The sequence below is a fragment of the Cyclonatronum sp. genome, assembly GCF_022565315.1.
Classification (GTDB): domain Bacteria; phylum Bacteroidota; class Rhodothermia; order Balneolales; family Cyclonatronaceae; genus Cyclonatronum.
This window is the reverse complement of the sequence record NZ_JAIUMX010000050.1, coordinates 1-25451: the sequence shown is the minus strand read 5'-3', so window position 1 is coordinate 25451 and position 25451 is coordinate 1. Positions and strand designations below refer to the sequence as shown.

Sequence of the window (25451 nt, the reverse complement as noted above, 5' to 3'; positions counted from 1 at the left end):
TAGGTGCGGCTGAAATTCTGCGGACTGTACCCGGCTACCTGCGTTGGCACATCGGCGACGAGGGTGTTGGGCAGGATCATGCCCCGGTGCAGCATGAGCGCATAGAGGGCAGGCTTGAGGATGCTGCCCGTGCTGCGCGGTGCCCGGATAATATCGACGGCCTGCCCCCGGCTGCGCTGCCCCGCCTGCTGCGGACTGTTACCGATATAGGCGAGCACCCGGCCGCTGTTTACCTCAGCTATGAGCACGGCCATATTGTGGATTTCGTTGGCGCGCAGCAGCTCGTGATGCTGTGCCGCGACTTCTGCGGCCCGGCGCTGCAGGTTTGCATCGATGGTGCTGCGCTGCTGCGTGCCCGCGCCGCCTTCGAGGGCAATGCGGTCGAGCAGGTGCGGTGTGAGCTGCGGCAGGGGCAGCGGGGCTTCGGGCAGGGGCTCGGCCTGCGCCAGCTGCAGGCTGAGGGCATCGAAGTGACCAGCCCCGTGCAGGCTTTCGAGCAAGCGGTTGCGCTTGCGCAGCAGGGCGTCGCGGTTTCGGCCGGGATGGATGAGGGCCGGGGCGTTGGGCAGCACGGCAAGCAGGGCCGCTTCAGCCCAGGAAAGCTCCGCAGCGTCGCGACCAAAAAAGCGCCATGACGCCGCCTGAAGCCCGACCACATTGCCGCCGAAGGGCGCATGCGCCGCATACATCTGCAGGATTTCCGCTTTGGTGTAGCGGCTTTCGAGCCTGAGCGCCTGCACCGCTTCCAGCAGCTTGCGCCGGAATGTGCGCGGGGGGTTCACCTCCGACAGGCGCACGGCCTGCATGGTAATAGTGCTGCCCCCGCTCACCACGCGGCGGGCACGAAAATTCTCCCGCACGGCCCGGCCCACAGCCAGCGGATCAATGCCGGGATGCCGCATGAAGCGTTTGTCCTCGAAATGCAGCAGCGCGGTGAGGTAGCGCTCCGGCAGCGCATCTCCGGGCGGAAAGCGCCACTGACCATCATCCGAGATGCGGGCGGAAAGCAGCTCCCCGTTGCGGTCGTACACTACGCTTGCGTAGGGAACCTCAAAAACCGGCACCGGCACGGCAAACCAAAGCAGCGCAAAAAGTAGCAGCACCGGCAGGGCAATCCAAAGCCTTTTCCGGCCCCGGTCTGCCGGATGCTTCCCGAATAGCCCTGTTTCCTGATCTGCTTCCGATGCCTCTTTCACGCGCCCTCTTGTCGAATAGTCAGCTAAGAATGATTTTAATGCCGTTTATTTAATTGGAAAGATATTGTTTTCTTTACCAAAGGGCTCGTCCTCGTCCTCATCGTTGTCGTCATCTTCCTCATCATCAGCGAAGCCGACCGGTTTATTGATTTCTTCTTCGGTGATGAAGTTGCCAAACTCATCATACAAAAACTCATCCGGGTCAATTTCGGAATCATCATCATATTCTCCGGCCTGCAGGGCATAGAGCTCTGCGATGGCTTCATCCATCGCTTCATTGACCTTGAGCATATATTTGACCCTCGTTTTCTTTGTACGGGCGGATGAGATCTTTCCGGCGGCCGAGGCAATAGCATCGATTACCGGGTACCAGTTGATGAAAAATATTTCGTACTGCTCATCGGGCACCTGATAGCCGGTTTTAATGTAATCGGCTACGTCCGCGATGGTCAGGTTGGTCGGAATCTTACGGGGGTCGCCTGCAAAAACACCATAAATGAGCTGCATCTGAATCTGCACCTCATACCATTCTGCTTCATTAAATCCTTCTTCTTCAAGCAAATCGGAAATAAGGGTATCCGGCGCGAGGGCGTACATACCGCCCATCCGCAGCCCTATTTCATTGAGGAGAAAATAAATGTATTTGTTCATGCAATTTATAAAGTTAGGGGAAATAAAGGATTTCAAGTTAAGCTGACTTTCACCAAAAAGCTGAAAGCCCGACTAATAAATTTAGCGGTGCACCTCAGCACGGCCCGCAGTTGTGCGGGCAAAAACAGACGCGTCGTTCAGGCCGCTCACCTGCACCGCGGGCAGGATGAAGTCGCCCGCATAGGTTGCAGTGAGCCTCACCCGAAACACCTTGCTTTCCCCGGCGGAGAGACTAAAGTAGGAGAGGATGCGGTCGTCGCGCACATCCTGATAATCGGGCCGGGATGCCGCCTGCGTGAAGATGTCGTCATCGGCGCGGGTGCTGATGACTTCCCAGCCTGAGGGAAAAATTTGTGTGAGAGCCAGATCGCGCAGCGCGCCCCTGCTGCCGGGGTTGTTCACGCGCACTTCCGCGATGAAATCGGTGCCCATGCGCAGGCGCGCCGGGTCGGCTTTATCGCCGTTCGGGAAAAGGTAGCGGACCTCAAGGCCCAGGTCGGAGGAGGCCGCCGGGCTCCGGTCTTCGGCGGGGATGCCTTCCTGAAGCAGGCGCGCAAACACCACACCGCCGCCCTCGTTGCGCAGGCGCAGGCTGTGCGGGCCGGTTTCGGTGATTTCAAACGGCACCTGCCAGAGCGGCTGCGTGCCGCTGATCTGACCTGCACCGATGCTCATGCCTTCGAAGCGAACAGCAGTCTGCTCCGATACGGGATATGCCTCCGCGAAGCGGGCCGCGGCAATCAGGGCAAAAGCCACCGTTTGCGGCGGAAACCAGTCATCGCGGTTAATTTCGGCAGAAATTTCCATCATAAGCCGGGATGCCTGATCAGCCAGGCCGAGACGCACGAGGCTTTCGAGCATCATTGCGCGGTCGCGCAGCTCGCTGCCGTAGGTGCCGCCGGTTTCACGGTAGGAGGAAATCTGCGTACCGGCCTGACGCACCAGCTGTGAAGCGGCCTCGGGCATGCCCGCTACCTGATAGGCGGCAGCGAGGCGCCAGCGGGCCTGAGCCGATAGCGCGTTCACCTCCCGCAGGCGGTTCATCGAACCCAGCGGGGCTTCGCCGCTGAGGGCGAGGGTATAGAGGCGGTAGGCCTGCATAAGGTCCGCATTGCGGGGCGCATCGGGCACTTCGCGCCAGTTGCCGGCAGCCTGCTGCTGAAAGCGGCGCAGGGGTGCCTTGATGCTGCCCGGCACAAAATATCCGGCCCGCTCCGCTTCTGTGAGAAAATGCAGTGCGAAACTGCTCAGCCACTCCTGCGCCACGGCCTGACCCGGCCACTGTGCGAGTCCGCCGTTCGGCAGCTGATAGCGGCTGAGCGATGCGATGGCTTCTTCCACGCGGCGGTGGCTCTCGGCCTGCTGCGCGGCACCGGCATCCGGGCCGGTGAACACGTTCAGGTACAGGTGCGGGAATGCCCGCGCAAGCTGCGCTTCGAGGCTGCTGTGCGGGTAGCGGTTCAGAAAGCGGATGTGCCGGGCCAAATCTATCGGCGGCACCGACGAAATTTCGAGCAGTCCGGCAGCGGTGCCCGCCGCACCGGCAGGCTCATAGCTCAAATCCCAGCTTTCGCCCGGCTGAAGTGTTTGTGCAAACAGCTGCATCACGGGCGGGTTGGGATTGCGGATGCTCAGCTCAATTTCATCGCGCCCCTGCTCATTGCCGCTTTGGGCATGCAGGGTGATGCGTGCCGTGCCCGTAAGCGGCCCCGTGCGGAGTTCGAAGCGCTCGAGGCGGTCGCCCATGCCCGTAAAACGCAGCCGGCGACTTTCGCTGCCCTGCCCTTCAAACATGTCGTTCGCCTGCATGCTCAGATCCACCTCGCGGATGCGGTCATCCATCGCAAAAACGGTCGCAGCCAGCTCTACCCGCTCGCCGGGGCCGAGTACCCGCGGCAGGGTTCCGAGCACCATCACCGGCTGACGCACCGGCACAGCGGCCGATGTGCTGCCGAAGGCATCATCCTGCGCGGCCACCACCATTACCCGAACCGAACCCACGTAGTTCGGAATTTCGACCTGATGCACGGCTGTCGCGCCGGCACCCAGGGTGAAGGGGCCCATAAACCGGACCATCGGCCGGAAACGGACTACTTCACCCGCTTCCTCCCGCTCCAGCTCAAGGTCGCCCCCGATGGCCAGAATCCGGCTGAGGGCGCCGGTATAAGCACCGGCCACATCATTATATAAATCCCAGGTGCGCACGCCCAGCGCCTCGCGGGCATAAAAATGCGCATGCGGGTCGGGCGTGCGGAAGTTGGTGAGGTCGAGCAGGCCTTCATCCACCAGCGCAAGGGTGTAGGTCATGGCGCGGCCGCTTTGCTCGCTGATGCGCAGCTCCGCAACCGACTCCGGCCTGATTTCCGAGGGCAGCCCGAGTACCGGGCGCAGGCGCGTTTGCGGGTCGTTTACCGTGAGCGGCACCACCCCGTACATGCGGATGGGCAGGTCGTTGTGCTGCTGCGCGTGCGGCTGAATCACGTGCACACTTGCGTACACGGTCGGGCTCATGCCGGCTTCGGCCGGAATGCGGATTTCATTCATGCCAGGCGCGGTTTCGGTCCAGAAGGTGCGGAGCACTTCCGTGCCGGTTTCGAGGCTCACCAACGCCCGTGCCTGATGCGCGCCGGGGAAGCGCAGGGTGATGGTCTCCCCGACCTCATACTGCTCCCGGTCGGTTTCCACCGTGAGGCGCACAGGCGCGCCACCGGGCGATTCGCCTCCGCTCCAGCCCACGAAAAATACTTTGCTGGCTGTATGTCCGCCGGGCGCTTCCAGCTGCACGAGGTAGCGGCCCCAGTCCAGCATTTCAGCGGGCAGCAGCACCTCTGCTTCGCCCCGGGCGTTGGTTCGCACCGTAGTACTGAGCAGCGGACTCCGGCTGCGGCTGCCAAAAAACTGACTCAGGTTTTCGTTACGCCGCTGCCACCACCAGCGCCAGTCGAGCTCATACACGGTTGCGGTGAGGTTCTGCCCCGCGAGGCGGTCGCCGCCGGCATCGAGCAGCACCGCCTGAACACGTACGGGCTCGTCGTACTGAAAGGTATCGCGCTCGTCGGCGCCTTCAAGCCGGATGCCGGCCATGCTGCTGTACGGCAGATAGCTGAAGCCCGTGCTTCGGGCACTGAAATTGCCGGATTCTTCGAAAACGCGGGTTGCAAGGGTGCCCTCAATCAGACCGGGGGCACCTTCGGGGCGCTGCAGCTGATGCGAGAATCGGGTTTGGCCCTCCGCATTGAGCCGGCCGCGGAAAACCTGGGCAGGCTGCGATTCAATCGTCCGGCTCGGGTCATTGAAGGTAAACTGCGGGAAATCGGAAAAACGAAGCTGCCCTGTGCGCAGGCTCAGGCTCACATCGGTGAGCAGCTCACCGGCCACGGCCCCGTGCAGCCATTCTGCGGAGATGCTGCCGCTCAGCGTTGCCAGCTGGCCGCTCAGCCTTGTTTCGTCGGGCTCCGTGAGGATGCGCAGCCGGTTGGGCTGTATGGTTTCGATGTTGATGCTTCGGGTGAAGGTATTGCCGCCCACCCGCGCACGCAGCAGCCAGCGGCCTGTTTCGGCGCGGGCCTCGGTGCGGGCCGTGAAGGCATACATGCGGTTTACGGGCTGCACCGTGCGGCGGACCGTAACGCGCCCGGCAGGATCAATCAGCTCAAAATTCGCGGGATGCGCAGCGGGCAGCATAGCTTCACCGGCCTGCACAATCAGGTTCACAAAAAGCGAATCGCCTGGCCGCCACACATCGCGCTCGCTGTAGAGGAAGCCCTTCACCCCGCCGCTTACGCTTGCGCCGGAAACATCAAACTCGCTCAGGGAAAGGGCGCTTCCTTCGGTTAGCCGTAGGTAGGCACGCTCGGAACCCCGGCGGGCGAGCAATAAAAAAGGATCGCGCCCGGGCGCATCCATCACCCAAAAACCGTCGGAATCCGTGCTGCCGCTGCCCAGGCTTTGCTGCTGAAAATCAAGCACTTCGAGGGCCACGCCGGAAAGCGGGCGCGCGCTGCTGAGGCTTGCGGCGCTCACGTGCAGACGGCCGGTTTCGCCCCGTTTGGCGATCAGGCCGATATCCGAGGCCAGCACATTGCGGCTCACCCGCTGATTTGAGGTGTAGTAGGAGGAATGACAGGGGTTGTCGCGCTCGCGCCAGTCGTAAGGGCCGAAGGTCCACAGGTTTTCGAACTGTTCCCAGTAGCGGGCTTCCTCATCCTCATTTTCGTACTGCCAACTGCTTGAGGCGGGGTCCGGCGGAGTGACGCCCTCGCAGGGATACAGCGACTGATGCTGCCTGAAACCCAGCGTTACTTTGTAGAGGGCGCCGGGCTCGGGTTCGATCAGCCGGCTGAGATCGATGGCGTAGCTGTTGCGCTTGCCGGCTTCGCTGCTGACCGTACCGAGGCTGTGCAGCGGCACGACCTCACCGGCAACGGGCCGACCGACTTCCCGAAGCGACCAGCCCGGATCGCCCAGCCCCTGATTTTGCAGAAACTGCGGGATGTTGTTTTCGAAAATGCGGATGACCTGCACATCAACGGCACCGAGATTAACGGCCTCGAAAGGCAGGAGGAGTCCGGTGCTGCCGGGCAGGATTACGCCGCTGCCGAGCAGGCGCAGCTGCGGCGGCTCGTGTGCCAGGGTGAGGCTGCGGCTGAGCTCTTCGCCCAGGCGCTGCCCCTGCGCACTGCGGATGCCGGAAGAAAGGGTGAGGCGGGTTTCGCCGGGCTGTGCCGCGCGGGGATAAACCAGCAGGCGGTTGTTCCGGATGATGACACCCGGCTCGGACAGGCCTTCGAGCTGCACCAGGCCCGTGAGGTTTTGCGAGGCATCGAGCGGGTCGGAGAAGGAGATTTCGATAAAGGGCTGCTGCTCGTAAATCACCCGCACATCCGTGAGGGTGAAGCTGTCGCGGGAGGGCACCGTAAGCCGGGCCGAGCCGCGGGTGCGGGCGCCGAGCGGGCGGGCATCCCAGCTGAGTTCAAGGTCCTGCGGCTGCGCATCGCGGCCGATACCGGCAAGCACGAAGCTGAAACTGCGGTCGGTTTCGCGGGTAATCTGCGGCTCCAGGGTCTGCCCTTTGAGCTCGGCGCGCAGCACGTGGCTGATTTCGGCAAGCCCGGCGGCATCAGCCGTGAGGATACGGCCGCTGAGCAGCTGCGCGCCGCTCTGCGAATCCGGATCGGGCTCGAGTGCGGCAAGGCGCACATCGAGATCCTGCGGGATGATGCCGACCTCAAAACCAAACACCCGGCCGGCTTCACTGCCGCCTAAAATTTTACCCGCCCCGAAGCGCACCTGATAGCGGGCACCATTTTGGAGGCGGTCAGCCGGTTTAAACACAACCGTGCGCTCATCGGCCCAGCGCTGCTGCCCCCGCACCGAAGGCTGAAGCGAAAACAGGGGCGCATTGGCAGCACGCACGGCTTCGTCAACGGGATTCACAAAACGAACTACAATCTCAGCATCACTGCTGATGAGACCGCTCGTGTAGGAAGCAAGCTGCCCGCTGAACTGCTCCGGGCTCGTAAAAATTTCGTCTGAAGATTTGCCGCAGCCTGCTGCAACCAGCAGAAGAAGCATGAAAAAAAATACTTTATTGAAGGATGCCATCATAAATAAGCCCTGAAATTTCATCTGTTTATATAATCGAATACCGCTATCGGATAAGATACTGAGAAAGTTGCCGAATGCTTAACCTCAAATCCGTTAATCATGAAAAACCGCTTTCAGCTCATACAGCTTTAAAAGCCCGAAACCGGATGGGGCGGAATGATTTTAAGCTTTCAAAGCTTTTCAGAGGCATAATTCCAAAACACAAATACTATTCAAAATTCCAAAATCTGAATTTAATGACACGCATACATATTCTCAGTTCAACAGACCGGCCGGGTTCAATGGCACTCAAAATCTCCGAATTTGTCAAAAAGCAGTACGACGATCTCGGTGTTGAAGCGGAAGTAATTTCCCTGGAAGATTTCCCGATTCAGGACGTTGCCGGCGGCAAATACGGTGCTGATATCCCCAGTGTGAAAGCTTTCAACGAGCAGGTACTCGACTGCGACGGCCTGCTGATGGTCATCCCGGAATACAATGGTTCCTACCCCGGTATTCTCAAATTATTTATTGACTACCTGCCTTTCCCGGCCGCTTTTGACAAACTCCCGATTGCATTTATAGGTGAAGCGGCCGGTGCCTTTGGCTCCCTTCGTGCTGTAGAGCAAATGCAGATGGTGTGCAACTACCGCAACGCTTATCTGTTTCCGGAGCGGGTATTTTTGCAGCGGGTTCACAAAATCTTCAGCCCGGAAACCGGCATTTCCGATGAGCTGCAGGCCAAACTGCTCGACAGCCTTATCAAAAACTTTGCCTCCTTCACCGAACGCAACAAAGGTGAACGGGAGCGTAAAGCCGGCGTAACGGCTTAGAAACTGCAAAAAAAATCCCCTGTCATCGCGAAAAGACAGGGGATTTTTTTTGGAATTAATACGAATTCAGGATCCGGTCAGGGTTAAACTATCCTGCTGTTCCTTCATCATTTCTTTGGCACAACTGATGAGGGTTTGGTTAGTTACAGCCCCGCAATGCCGAAGAGTGCCAAAATTTTTGTGCTCTCTATAGTATTTCAAAAATGCATCCGGACCGGTGATACCGTTCAGGTGCAACACATTTTTCGGGCGCATCGGCATAGTATGGTAAGTCTTGAGTGCGCTGTCACAGAGTTCACTCTGAAACGTATCTGATGCTGAAAAACGAACCTTTTCATTTTGGACAGGGCGATGATCCTGTTCAGCTGTTTTTTCAATTAAAGCTGAGGCAAGAGCGATGAGTTCCTGATTTGTTTTTGCTCCGCAATGCCGGAGCTGTAAGAAATTTCCGAATTTCTTGTAATATGTAAGGAAACCGGGAACATTGTCAAGGCGGCTAATTGACAGAGCATTGAATGCCCGTTCGCTTAAACTGCCAAAAGCACTGGAAGCAGAAAGGGCCTCCAAGTTATGTCTATATACCATAGAAGTATTTGTTAAGATTTGAGCTGATTTACACGCAATGCTTTCACAACCGGATTGTAGTCCTGTACTTATATTAATTCGAGTCCTGTAAGTCCCATAATTATGAAGCAATTTTAATATTTGAGCACCTGTCCTGACTCAAGATTCCCAAATCTCATGAAATCGGGCAAAATGCGCAAATTTGGTTGTGCTTATGATAATAATTATTCCTCGTCATGCAAAGACAATCGATTATATTTTACAAATCATGTTTTCCGAATTCATCCGGCCTTTATTGTACTATCTTAACAAGAAGCATCTCCAACCTCTGATATGTGCTTAGTTTTCTGAAATTATTGATTTATGACTAACCTTTTTCTGTTGGTTTTCTGTCTGGTGCTGGGCGCTTTTTTGAGGCGAATTAAGGATTTTCCCGAAAATTCGCCTATGGTCCTGAATCAGTTTCTGATTTACATTTCGCTTCCTGCCCTTGCACTCATTTACATACCGCAGATCACACTCAGCCGGGAGCTGCTGTTCCCGGTTGCTACCTCATGGCTGGTTTTAGGTTTTGCACTTATAATTATACCGTTGCTGGGCAGGCTTTTCGGCTGGTCGCGGGAAACGGTTGGTTGCCTGCTGCTCACGGCAGGGCTCGGGAACACTTCGTTCGTAGGATTTCCGGTAATTGAAGCGGTTTATGGCCCTGAAGCCCTCAGAATTGCACTCATGGTTGATCAGCCCGGCTCTTTCGTAGCTGTATCAACGGCAGGAATCATTATCGCGTGCACCTACTCCGACAACGAACTTCGCAAGCGGGATATCTTCCGGAAAGTGCTGTTGTTTCCTCCCTTCATCACATTTGTGTTTGCGATCGGCATGAATTTAGCCGGAATTGAAGCCCGCGGCATTCCGCTTGAAGTACTCGAACGCCTGGGTGCCACACTTGCTCCGATTGCCTTAACCTCGGTAGGCATGCAGCTTTCTTTCAGCCTTCAAAAAGAATCTGTCGCGCCTTTGATCTGGGGGCTTTCCTATAAGCTGCTGCTGGCACCGCTGCTGCTTAGCGTGCTTTTTATTTTTGTACTGCAAGGCAGCGGAGAAGTAGTTAAAGTAAGTATCATGGAAGCTGCAATGGCCCCCATGATTACAGGTTCCATACTTGCGATTATGTACGGCCTTAACCCAAAGCTTGCCTCGCAAATGGTCGGTATCGGGGTTCCGTTGTCTTTTCTGACCCTCTTCGGGTGGTATTATATTCTTGAATGGCTGGGGTGATGCACTACGGGTTTGTACAGCCATCAATCCAAAGGTGACCGTGAAATGACAATATCATGCTCAAGTAAAATCAGCTTGAAGTTCTGCTCCCAGAATGCCTTGCGAAGCACATTATCGAGAATCAGCTTCCTCAGCTGCGCTTCATCTCCGGCTTTCATGCGAAGCAGCTCTTTATGATACCTGCTCAGGTCTGTAATTTTGCGCTTAATCTCTTTGCGCACGGGTTCCCCGGAGAAAGAATCGAACGCGACCGACATCAGAGGCCGGCGGTAACTTGCCTGATATAAGTAATGGTACTCCATCCCTGAAAATTCGAATTCTCCGGATAGCTTTAACCCGAGGATCTGTTCCGCTTCCTCTATTACCTGCGTAAGTGGCTTTCCTGAAAGATCGATCAGGCAAATGTGCCTGAAGCCAACTTTAAGCGATTCTATTTCCGTTTGCTCCAGGTATTTCATGGCCTGCACAACCTGCATGGGGTTGCCGCCTGAGGCCGCATGAATCTGAAGCTTCTCTACAGGTACAGGCTGCCGCAGCTTCTCAGAAAGTTTCGCAGCTTCAGCTATATCCTGCCTGAACCCTCCCCGGATAAATACATTAACAGCCTGCTGAAACTGTAAATCGACACCATAGCGACGAAAGCGAAATTTTTCGCGGTAAACGATTCCTATAAAAAACAGCAGAACGGAAATTAAGAGCAATAAAGGCGTAAACAGCACGCTGATACAGGTTTTTGGTGAAATAAAAGGTGTTTCAGGCAGGAACAAAGCCATCTGATGGATCTGTTTCCGCCATTCATGTATTCCGGCAAGATACGCCTCTGAACGGACATGCTCTCATAAACTTCATCAGGGCCTGCTTAGTTATTTTCAATTTGACTACATTTTACCGGCAACTTTGTCCGGTCTGATTCCGGAAAACATGCGAATCTGTTTCGCAACCGCTTAATCAGGAATAAAAAACTAAAACCATGGCAAAACTAAAACTTGACCTACACGAAATCTATAACAAAGGGAATCTTATTGATCAGGCCCTGAGCGATATTATCGAAGAAGCCGTATATAAAAAAATCAGGCTTGTGGAAATCATTCCCGGCAAAGGCAGCGGTCAGCTCAAAAAAAAAGTGCTTCGGTTCCTGCAACAGAAGCATATCAAGCCCTACTATCACCGCATAGAAAAAGACAGCAAAAACTTCGGGCGCTTGTTTGTACATTTCCGCTTTTAGTGCGGCACTGTCCGTTTTTCCCTCCTATATTTCTGATTCGACCAAAATAATCTGCTTATGTCTGTTTCCAAATCTCTTACTTACACCCGTTACCTAAAGATCGATGAGCTGCTGTCGCTACAGCAGTGTAAATCGGACCCTGAGGAACACGATGAAACCCTTTTCATTATTATTCACCAAACCTATGAACTTTGGTTCAGGCAAATTCTCCACGAGTTTAAGCTGCTCAGGCAGGAGCTGAGTGCAGGCCGCACCTGGACGAGCATCAGAACCCTGCGGCGCATCCTCACCATCATGAAAACACTTGTAGGGCAGATCGACATCCTCGAAACCATGACGCCCCTCTCCTTCAATATGTTCCGGAAATTTCTCGATAGCTCCAGCGGGTTTCAGTCTGTTCAGTTTCGCGAAATGGAAATCATCTGCGGGCTGCGCTACCCGCTCATGACCGAAGCGCACCACGACAACGAGCCTGCCCTCAAAATTATCAGAAGCCGGATGGAAGAGCAGACCCTTTGGGAGGCTTTCATTGCCTATCTGCAACGGCAGGGCCACCCGGCAAAAACACCGAAAAGAGTGAACGAACATGGCCTGCTGTTCGAAGCCAGCCCGCATAATCAGCAGGTATTAATTGAGGTGATGCACAACGATCCGGAATCATCTCTGCTGAGTGAGCTTTTTGTTGATTTTGATGAAGGCCTTCAGGAATGGCGTTACCGGCATGTTAAAATGGTTGAGCGAACCATAGGCACCAAAAAAGGAACGGGCGGTTCAGACGGTGTTACTTACCTGCGAAAAACAACCAACAACGCGATTTTTCCCGATTTATGGGCCATTAGAGCCCATATCTGATTTTTTTTTGGGTGCAGTTGAAAGGTTTTTCACTTTTGTTACTCTGAAGAAGCATAAAAACCAAAGCTGCTGAAGCTTTCAATTCACATATTTTATACATATACTAAATAAAAATCCTAACTCTTCAGAATAATACGCGATATGGCAACTTCAGACAGACAAAAAGCGATTGAACTGGCCCTGGGTCAGATTGAAAAGCAACACGGCAAGGGCACGATAATGCGCCTTGGCGACAATCCCATTGTAAACATCCCTGTGATTTCATCAGGTTCTATGATGATCGACGCCGCTCTCGGAGTGGGCGGGTTTCCCCGTGGCCGGATCATTGAGATTTACGGGCCTGAATCCAGCGGTAAAACAACACTTGCGATGCACATAATCGCAGAAGCGCAAAAAAAAGGCGGCTATGCTGCATTTATTGATGCGGAGAACGCCTTCGATGCCAAATATGCCAAAGCGCTGGGCATCAAAACCGATGAGTTGCTGGTATCCCAGCCCGACAGCGGTGAGCAGGCGCTTGAAATTACCGAAACCCTGATTCGTTCAGCGGCACTTGATGTAGTGGTGGTTGACTCAGTAGCGGCTCTCGTGCCCCGTGCCGAGCTTGACGGTGAGATGGGAGATTCCCACATGGGCCTGCAGGCACGGCTGATGTCGCAGGCGCTGAGAAAACTCACCGGTATCGTGAATAAAACGCACACCTGCGTTATTTTTATCAATCAGATTCGCGAAAAAATCGGTGTCATGTTCGGAAACCCTGAAACCACAACCGGTGGGCGAGCCCTCAAGTTTTACTCATCTGTTCGGATCGATATCCGCCGGATCGGAACCATAAAAAAAGGCGATGAAGTAGTAGGGAACCGTACCAAAGTTAAGATCGTAAAAAACAAGGTTGCCCCGCCTTTCCGCGAAGTCGAGTTCAATATTGAGTACGGCAAAGGCATCTCCCGCATGGGCGAGCTGCTCGACCTGGCGGTGCAGTACGAAATCATTCAGAAGCGCGGCAGCTGGTACCGTTACGACGGCGAGCCGATCGGTCAGGGTGCTGATTCAGCCCTGCAGTTCCTCACGGAAGATCCGGAGCTCACCAACAGAATTGAAAAAATCGTACGCGCCAAACTGATGCCCGAAACCCTCACAGAAGAAGAAACCGCAGAGGCTGCGGCGGCGGGCGAAGCCCTCAGTGCCGCAGGCAGCAGCAACGGTGCAGGAAGCACCGGCGGCAAAAACAAGGCCTGAATGCAGGCAGGTGGTTCATACTTATGAGAAGAAAGGTAAGGCAGCAACCGAAAGATGACGCCCCGGAGCCGGAGTTCAGCCCGGGGCGCATCACGGGCCTGAATACACAAACCCGCAACAGCTCGCGGGTTTCTGTGTTTATTGAAGGGGAGTTCAGTTTTGGCTGCTATAAAGCGGTCTTTCTGGAATCCGGCCTTGGTATTGGGAAAGAACTGGATTTGGACGGGTACGACCTGCTCATGAAACAGGAATCGCGTTTTTCCCTGCGCGAGTACTGGCTAAGCCTTCTGGCACGCCGGGCGCACACTTCTGTTGAACTGATTCGCAAAGCCCGGAAAAAAGAATTTACTGAAATGCATTTCGACAGCCTTTTGGATGAATTTCGGGACAAAGGATATCTTGACGAACGTGCCTATGCCAGGGCTTACATACGGGAGGTAAGCAGTCTCAAAAAATGGGGGGCTGCAAAAGTGAGGGCTGAACTCAAAAAACGCGGTGTACCTGAACCCGTGCTCGCCGAACTCATTCCCGAAATGCTGCCCGATAATGATATTGCTGCGCTGGAAGCTCTTGTGCTGAAAAACAGCAGGCGTTTCAGGCGCGAATCTGATATATTGAAACGCAAAAAAAAGGTGGCCGATCACCTCTTACGCAAAGGCCATGCGGCTGAACAGGTTTTCCGCAACCTTAACCGTCTGCTTGAACTGATTGATTCGCAACCCGACGGCTGATGTACTCCTGAACTCATCTTTGCTCCGGAAAAGCGCAGCCTTATCTTATTGATACATAACCTATGGTTAACATAACCCCTGAAAAAGTTATTCGCTTTTTAATTTACACCGCTATCGGTGCAGGGGTGCTTATGCTATTGTGGCGGTTTTCCGTTCTGCTGGCTTATCTGCTTATTTCCCTGGTGCTTAGCTACATGCTTAATCCGGTAGTTAACCGCATGCAGGCCAACGGCATGAACCGGACCCTTGCCACATTCCTGGTCGTGCTGTCGGTATTGCTGGTACTTACCTGGGCCTCAACAACCATTATTCCGAATATAGGCAATCAGCTGCTTCGGCTGGCCACACAACTAAATGTGGAAACCGTGGCCTTTATCGCCCGCTCTATCGAAGAGTACACCTTACAGATTATTCCGCAGCTGCCTCAGGGATACCTCACAAGTAACGTTGACGGCTTTTTTGACCGTTTTTTCGACCTTGAAAATGTTCAGTCTCTGTTCGGCAACATTATCGGTGTTTTCACAAATTTGTTCACGGCATTGCTGATTCTGCCTTTTACAACTTTCTTTCTGCTAAAAGACGGCAGTAACCTACGGCGGCAGCTGCTTCAGCTGGTACCCAACAAGTACTTCGAGACCACGCTAAACATCATCAGTAAAATAGAGATGCGGCTTGGCCGGCATTTTAAGGCCGTAGGCCTGCAAAGTACGCTGGTCGCTTTTTTTTCATGGATGCTTCTGAGTATTGCAGGGCTTAACAACGCCCTTTCGGTAGGTGTGGCAATCGGTCTTGCAAACACCATCCCTTATTTCGGACCTGTTTTGGGCTATTTGCTTTCCATTGTAATTGCCATCATCGAAACCGGTGATTTTTCTCTGGTTCTGAACTGTATCCTCGCGGTGATGATCGTGCAGATTATGGATAATGTGATCTTTTACCCGGCCATTTTTTCCCGCTCAGCCAACATACACCCGCTTTACGTACTGCTGATTATTCTGATTGGCGCCGAGCTCGCAGGCCTGATCGGCATGCTGATTGCCATCCCACTGTTCACCGTTATTCGGGTAATTTACAACGAAATTTCGTGGAGCATCCAAAATTATTATGTCTTTAAATCACGACAGACCTGACGCATTCGTCCCCCTGCGCCCTTTGCCACAAAGAGGTACCATCGGGATATTTGCACCTTCAACACCGGCAGAGGCGGAAAAAATTGAGCAGGGCATCCGCTACCTCGAATCTCTGGGCTACCGCACGCTTACCACTCCAAGCTGCTCGATGCGGGATGAGTACCTGGCCGGTAGCGGTAAAGCCCGGGCCCGCGACCTCATGAATCTGGTAAATGATCCCCTGGTTGACGCTGTTTTTTGTACCCGTGGCGGTTTTGGCAGTTTAATGATGCTGCCCTACCTGGATTATGATGCCATCAAAAGCGCCCGAAAACTCATTCTTGGGTTTAGCGATGTTACGGCTTTGCACTGGGGTATTTACAGTCAGTGCGGGCTGCCCGCTATTTCTGCAGGCATGGTAGCTACTGATTTATCCTACCCGCAGCGCAATCCTCAGTTTGAAACCTATTTTTGGAAACTGCTTGAAACCGGAGAAACGGAAATCGCTTTTGAAAATGAACTTTGGGATCACTCACGGCCTCCGGCACAACTTAGCGGTGTTCTTATGCCCGGCACCATGTCGGTGGCTGCTATGCTTCTCGGTACCCGCTGGTTTCCGCGGCTAAAGGGCTGCATCCCTGTTTTGGAGGATGTGGATGAACCCCGGCACAAAGTCGAAGCTTACCTCACACAGCTTTGTATGGGCGGGCACTTCTCCGGCTGCGAGGCCCTGCTTTTCGGGCAGTTCACCGATGCAGCCGTTCAGGGATATCCGGAAGTGCCCGCGCTGGACAAAATCATTCGCAGAGCAACTGCAGGTCTTTCACTTCAGTTAGCCAAAGGGCTGGATTACGGACATGTGCCGGGTAAAATTTCTTTACCTTTAGGAGTGCCGATATCCGTATCTTGGGGGCCAACTACAATTTTGCGAACCCGGCAATCCATTTTCGAATCTTGACACCCAGCATTGTGGTCGCTGCATCGGGCGGCGGCACAAATTTTCAGGCACTTATCGACGCTGTAGTACAAAACCGGCTTCAGTCCCGAATTGCCGGGCTTATTGCTGGTTCGCCGGGAACAGGGGCCATTAAGCGTGCTGAAAAACACGGAATTCCGGTTTTTGTACAACCGCGCAGTTGCGATGAAAATACCGAAGCAGACACCATGCTGGATATTTTGCAGATATGGAAACCTGATTTGATTGTGCTGGCGGGATGGCTCCGTAAAGTTCCGCCAGCAGTACTTGAGCAGTTTCCTGATCGCTTCGTAAACATTCACCCATCACTGCTCCCAAAATTCGGTGGCAAAGGGTTCTATGGTATTCGTGTTCATGAAGCTGTTATACAGGCCGGAGAATCCGAGTCGGGCTGCACGGTTCACTTGGTGAATGAAGAATATGACAAGGGCCGGATAATCGGGCAGCGCCGCATTCCGGTACTTCCTGAAGACACCCCTCAAAGCTTAGCTGCCCGCGTTCTGGAGCAGGAGCATCAACTTTATCCGGAGTGCATTAACACATTATTGCACCATCCGACCAAAAAAGAGTGTATAACCTGATGATACAGTCATTCGCAGCTTTCGAGAAAAAGAATTTAAAGGTAAAAAGGGCTTTGTTGTCCGTTTTTGACAAAACCGGTATTGCCGAACTCGGTCAGTTTTTACATGAACAAGGGGTTGAACTGATCTCAACCGGAGGTACGGCAAAAACCCTCATCAAGGCAGGCCTGCCGGTAACAAGTGTTGACTCCCTAACCGGTTTTCCCGAAATGATGGATGGTCGGGTTAAAACCCTGCATCCTGCCATCCACGGGCCGCTGCTTTCCAGACCGGTTGTTAAATCTGACATGGCGTCTCTTCATGCGCTTGGCTATGCCCCGATCGAACTGCTTGTTGTTAATTTGTATCCGTTCAGCGAAACAGTTGCCGAGAGCCCGGGTTTTGAAACATGCATGGAAAACATCGACATTGGCGGCCCGGCCATGCTTCGGGCGGCTGCCAAAAATGTGGATCATGTTTGTGTACTTACCTCACCTGAGCAGTACAAAAAATTCCAGCAGGAAGTTACGGAACATAACGGAACCGTACGCTACAAGTACCGTCTCCGAATGGCGCAGCAGGCTTTTCAGCACACCTCCATCTACGATACTGCTGTAGCGATGTATTTATCGAAGGAAATCAAATCCGGATTTCCGGACGTGCTGAACCTTCAGCTACGCAAATTCAGCCCGCTTCGTTATGGTGAAAACCCGCATCAGGCTGCAGCTGTTTACGGCGATCAGGGGGAAATCATTGAAGTGCTGCACGGCAAACAGCTTAGCTACAACAACCTGCTTGATGTGGATGCCGCGCTCAACCTTTTCGCTGATTTCAGGTATGACGACCCCACCTGCGCCATTATTAAGCATACACTACCCTGCGGTGTTGCAACACGTGCGGATCTCACACAGGCCTGGCATGCCGCTTTCGCAACAGATACTATCAGCCCCTTTGGCGGTATAGTGCTGGTAAACGAATCCCTTGACCTGCCAACCGCTAAAGCCATTGATTCCATTTTTACTGAAATTGTGGTCGCCCCCGATTTCGATAACGACGCACTCGAACTGCTCACTCAAAAAGCCAACCGGCGCCTCGTCAAAATTAAAAACGCCGACCTGCTTACAACATCTTACAGTTACCGCAGTATTTTTGGCGGCCTTCTTTGTCAGCAACCCGATTCCGTTGAAATTGAGACCAAAAATTTCAAGGTTGTAACCCACCTCAAACCAACTGAGAAACAACTCTCGGATATGCTATTTGCATGGAAGGTTGTTAAACGGGTGAATTCTAATGCCATCGTATTCGGGCGCGATCAGCAAACCCTCGGCATAGGCAGCGGTCAGCCGAGCAGACTGGATTCATCTGAATTTGCTGTGCTGAAAGCGGCAAAATTTGACCACGATCTGAAAGGAGCTGCTGTTGCATCAGATGCGTTTTTTCCGTTTCGTGACGGCATAGACGCCATTGCCAAAGCCGGAGCCGGCTGTGTGATTCAGCCTGGTGGCAGCATTCGCGATCAGGAAGTGATTGATGCCGCTAATGAGCATGGCCTGTGCATGGTTTTTACCGGCAGAAGACATTTTAAACATTAAATCAGCCGCTGGGATTGCTTATTTTCCCGACTTATGAAACGGGTATCAGCTGAAGAAACAGCGCAATAGATGTCTCTTCATTTTCAGCCCGTGTTTTAAATCAGCCAAATTATTTATTTCTTAACCTTCTCGTAAATGCCCATGCGCTTCATGTTTCATTTTTGGGATCCCCTGAGATCTTTGCCGCTTACTCAGGTTTTTAACTCTCAGCGTACGGGCGTTTTCCGGTTTAAAACAAGCGCAGGCCAAACCGGCGGCTCCCAACAGTGCTGACCCGCCAATTCTAACATATCAGCCCCAAATTTCTCTACTCAATTCTTATGCAATCCACTGCGAACCCTGACTCCAAGAACCGTCCGAAAAAACAATCTGCCTTCGACTGGCTTTATACAGATATAGCCATCGACTTAGGAACGGCCAACACCCTCATTTACGAAAGAAACAAAGGCATTGTGCTGAATGAGCCCTCCATCGTTGCCCTGGATGCCAAAGGCGGCGTTGTAGCTATTGGCCATGAAGCACGGCTGATGCACGAGAAAACGCACCAGAATATCCGCACCATCCGCCCATTGCGCGACGGCGTAATCGCCGATTTTGAAGTAGCCGAACACATGATTCGGGGCATGATAAAAAAAGTGAAGAAACGCTGGTACTCCTCAACACGGAAAATGGTGGTTTGTGTACCTTCCGGTATTACGGAGGTGGAAAAACGTGCCGTGCGCGACAGCGCCGAGCGGGCAGGCGCCAAAGAAGTTTTCCTGGTTGATGAACCCATGGCAGCGGCCATCGGTATCGGCCTTGACGTGCACGAGCCCGTCGGAAACATGATCGTAGATATCGGAGGCGGTACCACAGAAATCGCCGTTATTGCACTTTCAGGCATTGTTTACTCGCAGTCCGTCAGAATTGGCGGCGATAAACTCAACGAAGTTATTATCAACTATTTCCGCCGCAACCATAACCTGCTGATCGGTGAGCGTACCGGCGAAGAAGTTAAAATGACGCTTGGCTCTGCAACACCGCTCGATGAAGAAATCGAGATGTACGCCAAAGGCCGTGACCTCATCAACGGGGTACCCAAAACACGGGTAGTAACTTCCCGCGATGTTCGCGAAGCCTTGTCAGAAACCGTGAATACTATCGTGGAGTCAGTCACCAAATCGCTGGAGCAAACCCCTCCGGAGCTTTCGTCTGACCTGCTCGACCGTGGCATCATGCTAACCGGAGGAGGTGCGTTGCTCAAAAACCTGGACCGCCTCATCATGGAAACAACCGAACTGCCTGTACACATTGCCGAAGATCCCCTCACGGCAGTTGTTCGGGGCACAGGTGCCATCCTCGAAGATATTGAGTTTTACAAAAGCGTACTGACCTAATCAGCACCTCCATCCGATTGCCGGAGCCGGCCCTATGAGAATCAGATTTACCAAGATCGGAGATATCCGGGATCAGCTGATTTCCGCTGCGCTAATTTTGGTAGCCTTGTTTATGATGGTTGCCCGGCAGGACAACGCCTTCCAAAACGTGCGTAAAGCTTCCATTACCCTTGTAAGCTATGTTGAGGCACCGCTTTCGAATGTGCGTGTGTATCGCTCGGCCCTACGCACCAATGCTGCGCTTGAGCAGAATACCATCCTCCTGCAGGATGAAATCAGCCGGCTTCGGTCACTTCGGGATGAAAATGAAGTGCTGCGTGCCCTTCTCAACTTTCGTGATACCTCTGAATTTGACATGCAGCCCGTACGCATCGTGGCCAAAAATCTGACCGGCATTAACAATAACATTATTGTTAATGCCGGCTCAGATCAGGGTCTTGTTATTGGTATGCCGGTTGTGAATCATGAAGGCCTTATAGGCACCATCACCATTGTGGCAAGCGGGCATGCGCAGGTTTTACCGCTGTTTAACCGGCAGTTTCGGGCAAGCGTGCGGCTTGAAGAAAGCCGCGCATTTGGCATCATCTCCTGGGAGTCAGACAACCTTTCGGAGCTTGTTATCAACTTTGTTCCGCAAACCATCAGTGTGCAGGCTGGTATGCGGGTTTATACTTCAGGCCTGAGCAACAAGCTCCCCCCTAACATACCCGTTGGAATGGTAATCCGGGCTGAACCCGAACCCGGCCGTGAAACACAGCGGATCTACGTTGCCCCTTATGTTAATTTTTCAACCCTTGCTGAAGGGCATGTACTGCTCTATACAGTAGAAGAAGAAATTCTCGAACTTGAACAGGAATGGCAGGAAATTTTTGAATGAAGCAATCTCTGTTGGTTGATTTACTTGCCGGTATTGTGGCCATTTTGCTTCAGATCATGATATTCCGCCATCTGGAAATCTGGAGTATTACTGCCGATGTAACCCTGCTTTACATACTCGGACTTTGTGCTGTACGGCCGAGAACCTATGTACTGCTTGTTGGCGGCGTTACAGCACTCACCCTCGATATACTCCTGGATACCTGGGGCGTACACTTGTTCAGTGTAACCCTCATTGTGTTGTTTACACACCGTATTGTGGCAACCCAATGGGAAAACAAACTGCTCACCGGGCAGACTTTTTTGTTACTGCTTGTACTATCAGCGGTGTACAATCTGATTTTCTTACTCATTGCATCCTTTGCCGGTATTTACGATACCAATCTTTTATTTTTAAAGTTTTGGCTTGGCAGCAGTGTATATACCGCCCTTATAGGTATTATATTATACTTACTGCTCATAGACTAAGCCCTATTATCAGGCTTTAGCTGTATTTTGCGCCATTTCAACCTGTACTGATTTATTCCATGCCTGTTCCCGCCCAGGACCCCCGACACCACCGTATCGTAGTTGTTGTTATACAGCTTATTGTGGTTTCTGTATTTTTGCTTCTTTTCGGGCGTATTGTGTACCTGCAGATTTATCAGTACGATATTTACAGCCCGATCAGTGAACGCAACAGCGTTCGTCAGCAAATCGTAAACCCGGCCCGCGGCCTCATTTTTGACCGGCACGGGGAGCTGATAGTGGGTAATGAGCCCTCCTTCACGATAACCATCACCCCTCTGAATTTTGATATGGCCAACATTCCGTTGCTGGCCGAGCTTACACACATATCAGAGGAAGAAATCCTGCAGCTGGTTCAGGAAGCCCGTACATTTTCAAGACATCGTGAAAGCCGCCTGCTTAGGGATGTTGATTTCCGGACCTTCTCCAATATTCAGGAAAATCTGTGGCGGCTGCCCGGTATAAACCATCAGGTTGAGGGTAAACGCAGCTACCCCTCTGAAGCACGGCTCTCACATGTGCTGGGTTACCTTGCAGAAGTAACAAGGGGAGAAATGACGGCCTCTGCTTTTTACCGGCTTGGTGACCTCGTTGGCAGAAGCGGTATAGAGCGGGTTTATGAAGAAGATCTCCGTGGCAACAAAGGTACCGAATTTGTAACCGTGAATGCCTTCGGCCGTTCTCTTGGCCCTTTTAATCAGGGGCAGCTGGATGTGAACCCCGTTCAGGGGCTGAACCTGCATACCACCATTGATGTGCAGCTGCAGCGTGTTGCTGAAGAGCTTCTGGAAGGAAAGGTAGGCGGCGTTGTAGCTCTTAACCCGCAAACAGGTGGTATCCTTGCAATAGCAAGCGCTCCTGATTACGACAACAGCCGCCTTGCCGGGCGTATGGACCGCTCGTACTGGCAAGCTGTAAATGCCGACTCGCTCACCCCTCTTTTTAACAGAGCCGTTGCAACGCTTCAGCCACCGGGTTCAACTACCAAGCCTATGATGGGCCTGATTGGCATGCGGCTGGGCCTTATTACCGAAAACACTACCATTCACTGCAACGGTGGCTACATGCGAGGCCGGTTTTACCGCTGTTTGCGCCGTCACGGTGATCAGACTATTGCACAGGCCATTGAAACTTCCTGCAACACCTTTTTTTATGCCCTGATGGATCAGATCGTAACCCGCCACGGGCTAAACGTCTGGACCCGTATGATGAATGATTTCGGAATGGGCGTTACAAGCGGAGCCGACCTGACCGGGGAGGTCCGCGGGCTTGTACCCGACAGCACCTACTTCAACCGCGTTTTCGGTGTACGGCAGTGGGGTTTGGGTGATATGATCAACCTTGGTATCGGGCAGGGCGCTATGGGTACTTCACCGCTTCAGATGGCTATTGCAACTGCGGCTATCGCCAACAACGGCAATCGGGTTAAACCCCATATCGTTGACCGCATCTCCTACCCCGGCGGTGATATGGAGCTGATTCGGCCGGAACCGGAACGTATTGAATGGATTAACCCCGTGCAGCTTCGTGCAGTACAAATGGGGATGCGTAAAGCCGTTACAGACGGCTCAGGCCGTTTCTATGCCAACCTTCGGGATGTGGCTGTAGCAGGAAAAACCGGCACTGCACAAAACCCGCATGGTCAGAATCACGGCTGGTTTATTGCTTATGCGCCCTTCGAGAATCCGGAAATTGTAATTGCGGTACTGCTCCAAAATGCCGGTTTCGGATCCATTTCAGCTGCACCGCTGGCCGGCATGATGTTCGAACAGTACTTTTATGGCGAAATACGCAGGCCACACGTGTACCGGATGATGCTCGAATTTGAACCGGCACCCTTTAACCCGGATCGCAATTAATGAAATGGTACAACCGATTTGACTGGGTTTTGCTCATCAGCTGGCTGGTGCTCAGCATTATTGGGCTGGTAGCCATTTACAGCGCAACACAGGGGCCCATGCATCAGGGCACCGCAATAAGCGGCAACTTCGACAGGCAGGTACTGCACCTGGGTATCGGGCTGATCATCATTGTGCTTATGCAGTTTCTAACCCCGCAAACCTTTATGCAGCTCAGCTGGCCGGGCTATGTGCTGTGCCTGATAATTGCCCTGCTCACTGTTTTTTTTGGCATTGAAGTAGGCGGCGAACGAAACTGGCTTAATATTTTCGGTTTCCGGCTGCAGATCAGCGAATTTATGAAGCTGGCAACTGTAATGGCCATCGCCTCTTTTTTATCTTCCCAGCGGCAGTATTCGATGGAAGACTTCAAAACACTCTTCATTTTTCTGCTGCTTATCGCACTGCCCGTTTTTTTAATTACGCTGCATGGTGATACAGGTACAAGCCTGGTTTACATTGGTATCATACCTTTTCTGCTTTTTTGGGCAGGCCTCTCCTTCGGATTATCCCTTATGCTGGTTATGCCGGCGGTTTTAGCCTACCTTACCGTCATTAATATTGTTGCAGCAGGGGTCGTTGCTGCTGTGCTCTGCGGTGTGGTGTTTCTGGTTGACCGCCGCCCTCTGGTTTCTGTAAGTGCCGTTTTGCTGGCCATTGCCATCATTATTGGCGTACAGGTGGCGCTCACTGAAGTGCTGCAACCGCACCAGCGGGCACGGGTTGAGGCCTTCACAAACCCGGCTGTTGACCCTCATGGTGCCGGATGGAATGTAATTCAGGCTAAAACAGCCATCAGCTCCGGTGGTCTGTACGGCAAAGGCTTTATGCAGGGAACCCAAACACAGCTGCGCTTTCTGCCCGAGCAGCAAACCGACTTTATTTTTTGTGTTATCAGTGAAGAGTTTGGCCTCGTAGGGGCTGGTACAACCCTGTTGTTTTTCCTGGTTCTCCTATCCCGGCTTGTTTATATCGCAGGCACGCACAAACATGCCTATGCCCGGCTCACTATTATTGGCGTTGCCTCCGTGTTTCTCGTGCATATTATTGTAAATCTTGGGATGGCGACAGCTTTATTGCCGGTAATTGGCATTCCGCTGCCGCTCATCAGCTACGGAGGTTCATCTTTCCTAAGCTTCAGCATCATGATAGGGCTTTGCCTGAACCTGCACTTTTACGAGCGTAATTTCAGTATCTACGCTTCGTAGCCATTGCGGGGTGAAACCGTGAGCAGTTTTTCGGTGCGAAGCCGGAAAGTCCGGCGGTGCAGCGGGCTGATTCCGACCTCCTCCAACCCCCGGTAGTGCGCTTGAGTCGGGTACCCAACATTGGTATTCCAGCCATACCAGGGGTACAGCTGATGCAGGCTGTACATGAGTTCATCACGGTGTACTTTTGCCAGGATGGAGGCCGCAGCAATGCTCGCCGAGCGCGCGTCTCCCTTTACCAGGCACTCGTGCGGCACAAGCGAAGGCGGAAACCTATTGCCGTCGATCAGCAGATAGTCAGGGGCCGGATCTGCACTTTCCGCACATTTTTGCATCGCAAGAAAGGAAGCCTGCAAAATATTATGCTCGTCAATTTCCTGCGGGCTGCATTCTTTCACCACATAGAAGGCCGCCTCTTTTTTAATACGCTCAGCGAGCAGCCTGCGTGCGTCGTGTGTCGGAATCTGCTTGCTGTCGGTAACGCCTGTACAGTCGAAGTCGTCGGGTAAAATGACCCCGGCGGCAACAACAGGTCCGGCAAGGCACCCCCGGCCAACCTCATCGAGCCCCATCACCCGGCTGAAGCCCTGCTGCCACAGGCGTTTTTCGAAATGAAACATGTCGGGTGCAGCACTGTTTTTTTTCATGGACGAGGATAGCCTTGACGGGAATATTAGTTTGAACGCCGGAATTTACAAAAAGTCCTCAAAAGACGAGACCTCAACCGGAGGGCCGGCCGCATAAACATTTCCCGGCTCTTTTTTTTTGGGAGGAACTCCGTGCACATCACTGGGCGCACCGCTGCTCCTCACACCCCAAAGCGGCGGAGTGCTCCTTGCTTTTTTTGTTCAGCATTACAGCAGCGAAAACGCTGCACGCCGTCAATCAAGCCCCCTCAACTCCCTCACACAGCAATACCGACTGGCACAGTACAAAAAAGCACGGGCTTCTCCGCCGCTTTGGGATATCAGGAGGTACACCGCACCCAGTGATGTTATCGGAGTTCCCCCCCAAAAAAAGAGCGCCGCGGCCTGCTTTGGTGTTAGGTTCAGGGCAAATCGTTTAGCCGTTGGCCATTGCAGGGTTCAATGTGCCGGTGTGTTTGCAGAATGATTCAGGCGGTGGGGCTGTTACGGTGTAACTCTGTCATTCTTTAACAAACTGCGTGTATGCGTTTCCTTTATCAAAAATGGG

21 protein-coding genes are annotated in these 25451 nt (G+C 53.1%); 15 read left to right on the top strand and 6 right to left on the bottom strand.

Translation table 11 applies throughout. The annotated features are described in order from the left end of the window. From LAT75_RS09265 to LAT75_RS09255, 3 genes are all read right to left on the bottom strand, one after another. Positions 1 to 1196 (bottom strand): transglycosylase domain-containing protein (locus LAT75_RS09265; protein WP_291482374.1); only part of this gene is annotated, 1196 nt, incomplete at its 3' end. A gap of 45 nt (positions 1197 to 1241) precedes the next feature. Further along, positions 1242 to 1847 (bottom strand): hypothetical protein, encoded by a 606-nt coding sequence (locus LAT75_RS09260; RefSeq protein WP_291482373.1) that lies wholly within the window; start codon positions 1845 to 1847, stop codon positions 1242 to 1244. Positions 1848 to 1928: 81 nt separating this feature from the next. Further along, positions 1929 to 7421 carry an Ig-like domain-containing alpha-2-macroglobulin family protein gene (locus LAT75_RS09255; RefSeq protein WP_291482372.1) on the bottom strand — a complete coding sequence of 1831 codons (5493 nt, stop codon included), beginning with the start codon at positions 7419 to 7421 and terminating at the stop codon, positions 1929 to 1931. A 269-nt stretch (positions 7422 to 7690) separates the two neighbouring features. Between LAT75_RS09255 and LAT75_RS09250 the strand changes: the two genes are divergently transcribed. Further along, on the top strand, positions 7691 to 8266 hold the full coding sequence (locus LAT75_RS09250; protein ID WP_291482371.1) for an NADPH-dependent FMN reductase: 576 nt from the start codon (positions 7691 to 7693) through the stop codon (positions 8264 to 8266). A gap of 66 nt (positions 8267 to 8332) precedes the next feature. Here the strand turns inward: LAT75_RS09250 and LAT75_RS09245 are convergent, their stop codons facing one another. After that, positions 8333 to 8851, bottom strand: coding sequence for a hypothetical protein (locus LAT75_RS09245; RefSeq protein WP_291482370.1), 519 nt, complete (start codon positions 8849 to 8851; stop codon positions 8333 to 8335). A 342-nt stretch (positions 8852 to 9193) separates the two neighbouring features. On the opposite strand from LAT75_RS09245, the gene LAT75_RS09240 reads away from it, so the two are divergent. Beyond that, positions 9194 to 10108: an AEC family transporter gene (locus LAT75_RS09240; RefSeq protein ID WP_291482369.1), complete on the top strand. Its 915-nt coding sequence runs from the start codon at positions 9194 to 9196 to the stop codon at positions 10106 to 10108. 23 nt (positions 10109 to 10131) lie between these two features. Here LAT75_RS09240 and LAT75_RS09235 read toward each other — a convergent pair whose 3' ends face one another. Further along, positions 10132 to 10881 carry a hypothetical protein gene (locus LAT75_RS09235; protein ID WP_291482368.1) on the bottom strand — a complete coding sequence of 250 codons (750 nt, stop codon included), beginning with the start codon at positions 10879 to 10881 and terminating at the stop codon, positions 10132 to 10134. Between the two features lie 197 nt (positions 10882 to 11078). Here LAT75_RS09235 and LAT75_RS09230 point away from each other — a divergent pair, with 197 nt between their 5' ends. From LAT75_RS09230 to rodA, 13 genes are all read left to right on the top strand, one after another. Continuing rightward, complete coding sequence (locus LAT75_RS09230; protein ID WP_291482367.1) at positions 11079 to 11333, top strand: Smr/MutS family protein; 255 nt, start codon at positions 11079 to 11081, stop codon at positions 11331 to 11333. 57 nt (positions 11334 to 11390) lie between these two features. Continuing rightward, positions 11391 to 12185 carry a tryptophan 2,3-dioxygenase family protein gene (locus tag LAT75_RS09225; RefSeq protein WP_291482366.1) on the top strand — a complete coding sequence of 265 codons (795 nt, stop codon included), beginning with the start codon at positions 11391 to 11393 and terminating at the stop codon, positions 12183 to 12185. Between the two features lie 141 nt (positions 12186 to 12326). Continuing rightward, on the top strand, positions 12327 to 13424 hold the full coding sequence (gene recA, locus LAT75_RS09220; RefSeq protein ID WP_291482365.1) for a recombinase RecA: 1098 nt from the start codon (positions 12327 to 12329) through the stop codon (positions 13422 to 13424). Between the two features lie 23 nt (positions 13425 to 13447). Further along, the gene (locus tag LAT75_RS09215) at positions 13448 to 14155 is read left to right on the top strand and encodes a regulatory protein RecX (protein WP_291482364.1); all 708 of its coding nucleotides are present in this window, start codon (positions 13448 to 13450) and stop codon (positions 14153 to 14155) included. 62 nt (positions 14156 to 14217) lie between these two features. Then, positions 14218 to 15285: an AI-2E family transporter gene (locus tag LAT75_RS09210; protein WP_291482363.1), complete on the top strand. Its 1068-nt coding sequence runs from the start codon at positions 14218 to 14220 to the stop codon at positions 15283 to 15285. Continuing rightward, complete coding sequence (locus LAT75_RS09205) at positions 15260 to 16222, top strand: LD-carboxypeptidase (protein ID WP_291482362.1); 963 nt, start codon at positions 15260 to 15262, stop codon at positions 16220 to 16222. The genes LAT75_RS09210 and LAT75_RS09205 overlap by 26 nt, the downstream gene beginning before the upstream one ends. Then, the gene (gene purN, locus LAT75_RS09200) at positions 16171 to 16821 is read left to right on the top strand and encodes a phosphoribosylglycinamide formyltransferase (protein WP_291482361.1); all 651 of its coding nucleotides are present in this window, start codon (positions 16171 to 16173) and stop codon (positions 16819 to 16821) included. Before LAT75_RS09205 ends, purN begins: the two co-directional genes overlap by 52 nt. After that, complete coding sequence (purH, locus tag LAT75_RS09195) at positions 16821 to 18392, top strand: bifunctional phosphoribosylaminoimidazolecarboxamide formyltransferase/IMP cyclohydrolase (protein ID WP_291482360.1); 1572 nt, start codon at positions 16821 to 16823, stop codon at positions 18390 to 18392. Before purN ends, purH begins: the two co-directional genes overlap by 1 nt. Positions 18393 to 18712: 320 nt before the next feature. After that, entirely contained in the window at positions 18713 to 19768 is a 1056-nt protein-coding gene (locus LAT75_RS09190; protein ID WP_291482359.1) for a rod shape-determining protein, read from the top strand. Positions 19769 to 19802: 34 nt separating this feature from the next. Continuing rightward, positions 19803 to 20645 (top strand): rod shape-determining protein MreC, encoded by an 843-nt coding sequence (mreC, locus tag LAT75_RS09185; RefSeq protein ID WP_291482358.1) that lies wholly within the window; start codon positions 19803 to 19805, stop codon positions 20643 to 20645. Continuing rightward, positions 20642 to 21112, top strand: a complete 471-nt coding sequence (locus tag LAT75_RS09180) for a hypothetical protein (protein ID WP_291482357.1) — start codon at positions 20642 to 20644, stop codon at positions 21110 to 21112. The genes mreC and LAT75_RS09180 overlap by 4 nt, the downstream gene beginning before the upstream one ends. Before the next feature lie 59 nt (positions 21113 to 21171). Then, positions 21172 to 23010 (top strand): penicillin-binding protein 2, encoded by a 1839-nt coding sequence (mrdA, locus tag LAT75_RS09175; RefSeq protein ID WP_291482356.1) that lies wholly within the window; start codon positions 21172 to 21174, stop codon positions 23008 to 23010. Continuing rightward, on the top strand, positions 23010 to 24257 hold the full coding sequence (gene rodA / locus LAT75_RS09170; protein WP_291482355.1) for a rod shape-determining protein RodA: 1248 nt from the start codon (positions 23010 to 23012) through the stop codon (positions 24255 to 24257). Before mrdA ends, rodA begins: the two co-directional genes overlap by 1 nt. On the opposite strand, the gene LAT75_RS09165 is transcribed toward rodA, so the two are convergent. Next, complete coding sequence (locus tag LAT75_RS09165; protein WP_363320544.1) at positions 24245 to 24877, bottom strand: ribonuclease HII; 633 nt, start codon at positions 24875 to 24877, stop codon at positions 24245 to 24247. The two genes, rodA and LAT75_RS09165, sit on opposite strands and share 13 nt — an antisense overlap. Positions 24878 to 25451: the final 574 nt, after the last annotated feature.

Coding starts and splice junctions, on each gene's coding strand:
- LAT75_RS09210 (WP_291482363.1), top strand. CDS start 14,218: ATGGTTAACATAACCCCTGAAAAAGTTATTCGCTTTTTAATTTACACC.
- LAT75_RS09230 (WP_291482367.1), top strand. CDS start 11,079: ATGGCAAAACTAAAACTTGACCTACACGAAATCTATAACAAAGGGAAT.
- LAT75_RS09255 (WP_291482372.1), bottom strand. CDS start 7,421: ATGCTTCTTCTGCTGGTTGCAGCAGGCTGCGGCAAATCTTCAGACGAA.
- mrdA (WP_291482356.1), top strand. CDS start 21,172: ATGCCTGTTCCCGCCCAGGACCCCCGACACCACCGTATCGTAGTTGTT.
- recA (WP_291482365.1), top strand. CDS start 12,327: ATGGCAACTTCAGACAGACAAAAAGCGATTGAACTGGCCCTGGGTCAG.
- LAT75_RS09215 (WP_291482364.1), top strand. CDS start 13,448: ATGAGAAGAAAGGTAAGGCAGCAACCGAAAGATGACGCCCCGGAGCCG.
- rodA (WP_291482355.1), top strand. CDS start 23,010: ATGAAATGGTACAACCGATTTGACTGGGTTTTGCTCATCAGCTGGCTG.
- LAT75_RS09260 (WP_291482373.1), bottom strand. CDS start 1,847: ATGAACAAATACATTTATTTTCTCCTCAATGAAATAGGGCTGCGGATG.
- LAT75_RS09225 (WP_291482366.1), top strand. CDS start 11,391: ATGTCTGTTTCCAAATCTCTTACTTACACCCGTTACCTAAAGATCGAT.
- LAT75_RS09240 (WP_291482369.1), top strand. CDS start 9,194: ATGACTAACCTTTTTCTGTTGGTTTTCTGTCTGGTGCTGGGCGCTTTT.
- LAT75_RS09235 (WP_291482368.1), bottom strand. CDS start 10,881: ATGGCTTTGTTCCTGCCTGAAACACCTTTTATTTCACCAAAAACCTGT.
- LAT75_RS09190 (WP_291482359.1), top strand. CDS start 18,713: ATGCAATCCACTGCGAACCCTGACTCCAAGAACCGTCCGAAAAAACAA.
- mreC (WP_291482358.1), top strand. CDS start 19,803: ATGAGAATCAGATTTACCAAGATCGGAGATATCCGGGATCAGCTGATT.
- purH (WP_291482360.1), top strand. CDS start 16,821: ATGATACAGTCATTCGCAGCTTTCGAGAAAAAGAATTTAAAGGTAAAA.
- LAT75_RS09205 (WP_291482362.1), top strand. CDS start 15,260: ATGTCTTTAAATCACGACAGACCTGACGCATTCGTCCCCCTGCGCCCT.
- LAT75_RS09180 (WP_291482357.1), top strand. CDS start 20,642: ATGAAGCAATCTCTGTTGGTTGATTTACTTGCCGGTATTGTGGCCATT.
- LAT75_RS09245 (WP_291482370.1), bottom strand. CDS start 8,851: ATGGTATATAGACATAACTTGGAGGCCCTTTCTGCTTCCAGTGCTTTT.
- LAT75_RS09165 (WP_363320544.1), bottom strand. CDS start 24,877: ATGTTTCATTTCGAAAAACGCCTGTGGCAGCAGGGCTTCAGCCGGGTG.
- LAT75_RS09250 (WP_291482371.1), top strand. CDS start 7,691: ATGACACGCATACATATTCTCAGTTCAACAGACCGGCCGGGTTCAATG.